General features: G+C 42.7%; 6 protein-coding genes. 1 reads left to right on the forward strand and 5 read right to left on the reverse strand.

Annotation, left to right across the window (positions count from 1 at the left end; genetic code table 11):
* Nucleotides 1-16 precede the first annotated feature (16 nt).
* The 5 genes from CDG77_RS35460 to CDG77_RS14785 form a co-directional block, all read right to left on the reverse strand.
* The gene (locus tag CDG77_RS35460; RefSeq protein ID WP_143857031.1) at nucleotides 17-202 is read right to left on the reverse strand and encodes a hypothetical protein; all 186 of its coding nucleotides are present in this window, start codon (nucleotides 200-202) and stop codon (nucleotides 17-19) included.
* Nucleotides 203-211: 9 nt separating this feature from the next.
* A complete protein-coding gene (locus CDG77_RS14770; protein ID WP_094330120.1) occupies nucleotides 212-718 on the reverse strand; it encodes a GNAT family N-acetyltransferase in 507 nt (168 codons plus the stop codon).
* Nucleotides 719-780: 62 nt separating this feature from the next.
* Nucleotides 781-1,335, reverse strand: a complete 555-nt coding sequence (locus CDG77_RS14775; RefSeq protein ID WP_094330112.1) for a pyridoxamine 5'-phosphate oxidase family protein — start codon at nucleotides 1,333-1,335, stop codon at nucleotides 781-783.
* 113 nt (nucleotides 1,336-1,448) lie between these two features.
* The gene (locus CDG77_RS14780) at nucleotides 1,449-1,973 is read right to left on the reverse strand and encodes a DUF937 domain-containing protein (RefSeq protein WP_094330113.1); all 525 of its coding nucleotides are present in this window, start codon (nucleotides 1,971-1,973) and stop codon (nucleotides 1,449-1,451) included.
* A 158-nt stretch (nucleotides 1,974-2,131) separates the two neighbouring features.
* The gene (locus CDG77_RS14785; protein ID WP_094330114.1) at nucleotides 2,132-3,853 is read right to left on the reverse strand and encodes a sensor histidine kinase; all 1,722 of its coding nucleotides are present in this window, start codon (nucleotides 3,851-3,853) and stop codon (nucleotides 2,132-2,134) included.
* Nucleotides 3,854-4,119: 266 nt separating this feature from the next.
* On the opposite strand from CDG77_RS14785, the gene CDG77_RS14790 reads away from it, so the two are divergent.
* Nucleotides 4,120-5,667, forward strand: coding sequence for a YcjF family protein (locus tag CDG77_RS14790; RefSeq protein ID WP_094330115.1), 1,548 nt, complete (start codon nucleotides 4,120-4,122; stop codon nucleotides 5,665-5,667).
* Nucleotides 5,668-6,029 lie beyond the last annotated feature (362 nt).

The raw sequence follows: 6,029 nt of genomic DNA on the forward strand, positions 1-6,029 counted from the left end.
GATAGAGATTTCACAACTATTTTGATGTTACACGAAAAAGCCGCTTGCAACGTGCGATCGCTTTGGCGGCTCTCTTATTGACCTTCTCCGTAGGTTGGGTTGAGGAACGAAACCCAACACTTCCGTGACTTTGTTGGGTTTCACTTCGTTCTACCCAACCTACAATTTTCTTAACCCAAGCGTATTGCCCTACAAGCGACAAACTTTGACCTTAAAAATCAATTTTCATTTTAAAAGAGATACCACAAACTTGGTTGATTGTCTCACTGTCAGCAAGAACTTCCCAGCCAAATCGTTTATATAAACTCACGGCTGGATTTGTCGCTCTGGTACTAAGTGATATTGATGGGTAAGATGTTTTAGCTGTTGCTAACAAATGTGTGAGTAACTGCGTTCCTATGCCTTTATTTATATGTTGAGGAAGAATTGCAATAGCTAGTTCAGGAGTTTGATCGTCAACATAGCCATATCCTTTATTTTCACCTGTCAATAGACGCAGCCATGCCGCTCCTACTGGTTGATTACTACTTTCTAGAATAGCGACAAAGCCGCTATCATCTTTACGTCCCCAATCTTTAACATATTTTGCCAAATCAGGATTATTCATTGCATCCTGTACTGTCAAATTAACATTTTCTATGAGATGGGCTGCTTCATATAGCATTTGCCAAAGAAAAGCCTCGTCTTCTTGTGTAAGTGGACGAATATAATAATCCATAACTTTCATTGAAGAGTCTCTGAGAAGCCTACACCTAGCTGTACTCAGGAGGTGTAGGTACGTCACGGTAATTTACTCAGGGGTGTCGCTAAACCGTCAATACTGACAAGATTTTTCTTCTGTTGATATTCTCTAACTCCCTCTTCACCTTTGTTGCTAGCCCAGTTGACTAAAGTCTGGCGCTCACCTCGATATTCATAGAGTGGTACGCCAAAACCACAGGAAATCTGTATTTTTTCAATGTCGGCGACGATAATTTGACGAGTTCCAGGCATCGGTACAAACAAAGAATATAGAGAGTCCCAATCTGGAGAACTCGGTAAAATCGTGTTTCCTTGACCGTAAAGACGCAGGATACGCGCGGGTTCTTCAAAAGCGCAAAACATGAAGGTTATCCGCCCATTTTCTTGCAAATGGGCTGAGGTTTCGTTACCACTGCCTGTAAGGTCTAAGTAACCTACTCGGCTGGGAGAGAGGACGCGAAAGCAGCCTAAACCTTTAGGAGATAGGTTAACATGACCCGTAGGACTCAAGGGTGCAGAGCCAACAAAGAAAAGATGTTGGGCTGCAATAAACTCTTGCTGTTCGTCAGTAATACAGTCAAAAACTTTAGCCATAGACTGTCTGATTTATATTTGGAAATTCCCCATCTTCTCAGCCTATGTCTTAGCTAAATATCTAGCAAGGGCCAATTGCTCATATCTAAAGAAGTGGGGAGTTGGGAAAAATATTACTGTCTCATGTACCGACTTGCCATTTGGATAGCATCAGCGATATCAACATCACCATCGCCGTCAGCATCCAAAAAGGAATTTAGTACAGGATTCCCGCCAGCTTGGGGATTTTGAGCGCTTGCGCCTGATTGTAAAAAATTCAGTACTAAAGGTACTGCTAAAGGTAGCAATTGTTGAACTATACCAGCATCCAATCCAGTGCGCTGGGCAGCAACTTGAGCTACTTGCTGTTGTATTTCAGGAGAAAACAGCGAATCAACTGCTTGGGGATTAGCTGAAGTCCCAGCGTATTGATTCACTAAACTTTGTGCGGCTTCATTTCCGTCTGTAGCTTGCTTGTCTTGTAAAGCAGAACGCACTTGACCACCGACAATTGATAAAACTGATTGAATCGTAGAAGGATCTGCGCCAGTCTGTTGGCTCAACTGTTGTACAGTGTTAATAATTCCTCCCAGTTGCCCTAAGCTGCCCTGTTGATTGGGATTAGTAACAGCCCCAAGAATTTGATCGAAAAGTCCCATAAATTTATTTCTCCCTTTGTTCTCAAAAAGCTTGCCAAAAATGGCTTGAGGTGTTCGTGTGTAGGCAAACTTTCGTCAGTCCACTAAAAAATTTAAACACGCAAGCTGATACTTGCTGTTGGTTATTGTGAAAAAATTAACTTTGGAAAGCTACTAGCTCAGGGATGAGAAGTCGGTAAAGTGATACCTACGGTGGGCAAAGCGATCGCAAATTCTGTACCTTGATTTAACTCAGACTGACAGCTAATCTTGCCTTTGTGTTTTTCTACCACAATTTGATATGCGATCGCTAGCCCCAAACCAGTACCAATACCTCGCGGTTTGGTTGTGAAAAATGTCTCAAATATCTTTTTCTGATTTTCTGGTGGAATACCAGGCCCGTTGTCAGCAATTCGCACTATCACCAAATCATTCGGGCAACGTTCTGTAATAATAGTGATTTTAGGGATAAATTCGGGATTATCAGCCGATTTTTCCTCTACAGCATCAAGGGCATTGCCGATCAGATTCATAAATACTTGATAAAGTAAACCTGTATAGCCTGGAATCGCTGGAATCTCTCCATAGTTGCGAACAAGGTTAATCCCATTTTTCAGGCGATTATTTAGAATCAATAATGTACTATCGAGACAAGGGTGTAGCTCTACTAACTGCGCTTCGCCATCGTCTAAACGAGAGAAATCTTTTAAACTTCGGACAATTTCTCGCGTGCGTTCAGCGCCAACTTTCATTGAATTAAAGAGTTTTGGCAAATCTACTTCGAGAAACTCTAAATCAATTTCTTCTGCTAAAGTTTGCACGGCAGTAGAAGGGTGAGGAACTTCGGCTTTGTATACTTGCAGTAATGCTAATAAATCGTCAGTATAAGTTTTCGCGTGTACGAGATTGCCAGAAATGAAATTTACAGGATTATTAATTTCGTGAGCCACACCAGCTAACATCCGTCCTAAACTAGACATTTTTTCACTTTGAATTAGTCGGACTTGGGCTTCAGCTTGTTGTTCTTCTAAAAGGTGCTTTACCTGTTGAATTAGCTGGTTAAGGGAAGTAGTTAAAGCTCCAACTTCATCTTGGGTAATTACGGGTGCTTGCAAGTCAAAATTGGCTTCTTGACTAACTCTTTGGGCGATATCTGTCACCGCTTTAATCGGATAGGCAATGATTGTACTGGTGTAGAAAGCTAGGATAGCAGCGATCGCTACTGACAGCACCATACTACCAATAATAATCTGAGCTTGGATTAGCGCAGCCTTTTCTTGGGCTACATCAGATTCCTCTTGGCCTTCTCGAACTGTTTTAACAAAGTCGGTTAACTCATGAGCAAATTGATAAAACTTCACGGACTCCTGACTTTTACTGAATTTTGAGATTAATTGCTGTGCTTTTAATGTTCCCTCCGGCTGTGAACTTAATGGCAAAATTTGCTGAATCAGCGCTCTGAGTTGTTCAAAATATCCCGCTATTATGCTGTTATGCTTTGTAAGGAGAGTTTGTAAATCCGTTTGCGAATTGGTTTGACTAAATTCCTGCATCTGAGAAAGCAACGTTTCAGTTTCTGCCAAATCGCTTTTGAAATGAGAAATTCCCTTTTGCAAGACTTGTGGCTGCTGCAAAAAAGGCACTACTTCTTGCTGATGGATCTGTATTTTCAACAAGTTACCTTGTAAACTACTTAACAAGTTTCCTTCTTCATCTATCAATAGATGATGTTGTCTAGCTTGTTGGAAATAGCGATCGCCTATTACCAGCCCTGCTGTTGTCCCTAAAACTGCAACTCCCAAAGCCAAACCGTATCCATAAAAAATTTTTTGCCGAATACTCAGGCGATGAAATCTTTGTTGAACCCAGTTAAAGTATTTTAATTGAGGTGTTGCAGTCATGTATTACTCGCTGTTGAATTTTTTACTAGGCGGTTTTTCATCAAAAACAAGAAATCCAGACGCAAATAAGAACACATTTAATCCAAAATGCGCTCTTAGTTTATCAAAAGGGGCTTTTTTCTATCCTGGTCAAAAATACTGAAACTATGAAGATAAGAAGTATCTGTCTACTGAGATATAACAATCTGAATTTGATCTCAAAAAATCCTGAAACTATTAAGATCGGAAGCATCTGCCTACTAAATACCCACTAATCTTTCCCAGCCATGCCTCTGTCGCGCATAGTAACGCTAATTGTTGGTCTAATCGTCATTTTGGGGCTAGCCCTCTGGCTAATTGATTCCCTATCGCGCCTCTATTGGCAATTGTCCTATTCGCCGTTGCTTGGCAATTTGCTGCTGTTGCTGCTGATTGTCCTGATCGGAGCCTTGGTTGCCGCTTTTGTCTATTATGTATTGGTAATTCAATCTGGGGAAAAGCGATCGCGTCGCAACCCCAAGCGAGTCACTGCGGCGCAAATTCCTGCGGCTAAATCTGACGCTGCTTCTACAACTCTCCAAGCTGTGCGCCAACAGGTAGCGCAAATTCAAGATGAAGTCACACGCCAAGCTTTATTAAGTCGATCGCGCGAGATTGAAGCGAACTTAGCACGGGGTGAAATTCAAGTAGTGGTATTTGGTACGGGGAGTGCTGGCAAAACCTCTCTAGTTAATGCAATTATGGGACGCATGGTGGGTCAAGTGGATGCACCGATGGGTACAACCCAAGTTGGCGAAACCTATTGTTTGCGGTTGAAGGGATTAGAACGCAAGATTTTAATTACAGATACGCCAGGAATTTTAGAAGCAGGGGTGGCGGGAACGGAACGCGAACAAATGGCGCGAGAACTGGCGACGGAAGCAGATTTACTGTTATTTGTGGTGGATAATGACTTACGGCGCTCAGAATATGAGCCGTTGCGGGGGTTAGCAGAAATTGGCAAGCGATCGCTTTTGGTGCTTAACAAAACCGATTTATATACAGATGAAGATAAAGAAGCCATCCTTGCTAGGTTGCGTCAACGGGTACGGGGATTTATTGCTACTAGTGATGTGGTGGCGATCGCAGCTAATCCCCAATCTGCACAACTAGAAACTGGTGAAACTTACCAGCCAGAACCCGATATTGTCCCTTTGTTGCGGCGCACGGCTGCTGTTTTACGCGCCGAAGGTGAAGATTTGGTAGCAGATAACATTCTTTTACAATCTCTGCGATTGGGAGACGAGGCGCGAAAACTCATCGATAGTCAGCGTCGCCGTCAAGCTGACAAAATCGTGGAACGCTTTCAGTGGATTGGTGCTGGTGTAGTTTCAGTCACGCCCATACCAGTTGTGGATTTATTAGCGACAGCCGCAGTCAACGCTCAAATGGTTGTGGAAATTGGCAGAGTCTACGGCTGTGAATTGAATATGGAACGGGGACGAGAGTTAGCCCTTTCTTTAGCAAAAACTATCGCCAGTTTGGGCATTGTTAAAGGCGCGATTCAGTTATTATCTACAGCGTTGCAACTTAATGTTGCTACCTTTCTGATTGGTAGGGCGATTCAAGGCGTGACAGCAGCTTATTTAACGCGAATTGCTGGTAAAAGTTTTATTGAATATTTTCGTCACGATCAAGACTGGGGTGATGGTGGAATGACGGAAGTTGTGCAGAAACAGTTTCAGATTAATCGCAGAGATGAATTTATTAAAGCTTTTATTCAAGAAGCGATCGCGCGAGTTGTGAAGCCGTTACAAGATAAATCTGAAGTAGTTGAGGAAGATACGGAAACTTAGAGGTAGGATATTCTGAGCATAAAAAGGCAATATTTATTTTTACAATATAAAAATTATAAATTTCACCACAAATACTAGCTTTTAACTCACTCAATACAGTTCAGTTAAGCAATTTTATTCCTTCTCTTTTTTCTCTCTGCGTCGCGCCAGTTGCTTCTCCCAAGGGGAGACGCTGCGCGAACAAGTCGGGGAACCCGCCCAACGCACTGGCTTCTCTGCGCCAACTCTTGGAGACGCTGCGCGTTGGCGAAAGCCTCTCGTAGAGATGGCGGTTCGTTAAAAAATTGACTTGGATATAGCGTTTCCTAATCACATGAGGTACATCATAGTCCCCTCATCGCTTGCGGGGAGGGGGTTGGGGG

This window comes from Nostoc sp. 'Peltigera membranacea cyanobiont' 213 (assembly GCF_002245975.1).
Classification (GTDB): domain Bacteria; phylum Cyanobacteriota; class Cyanobacteriia; order Cyanobacteriales; family Nostocaceae; genus Nostoc.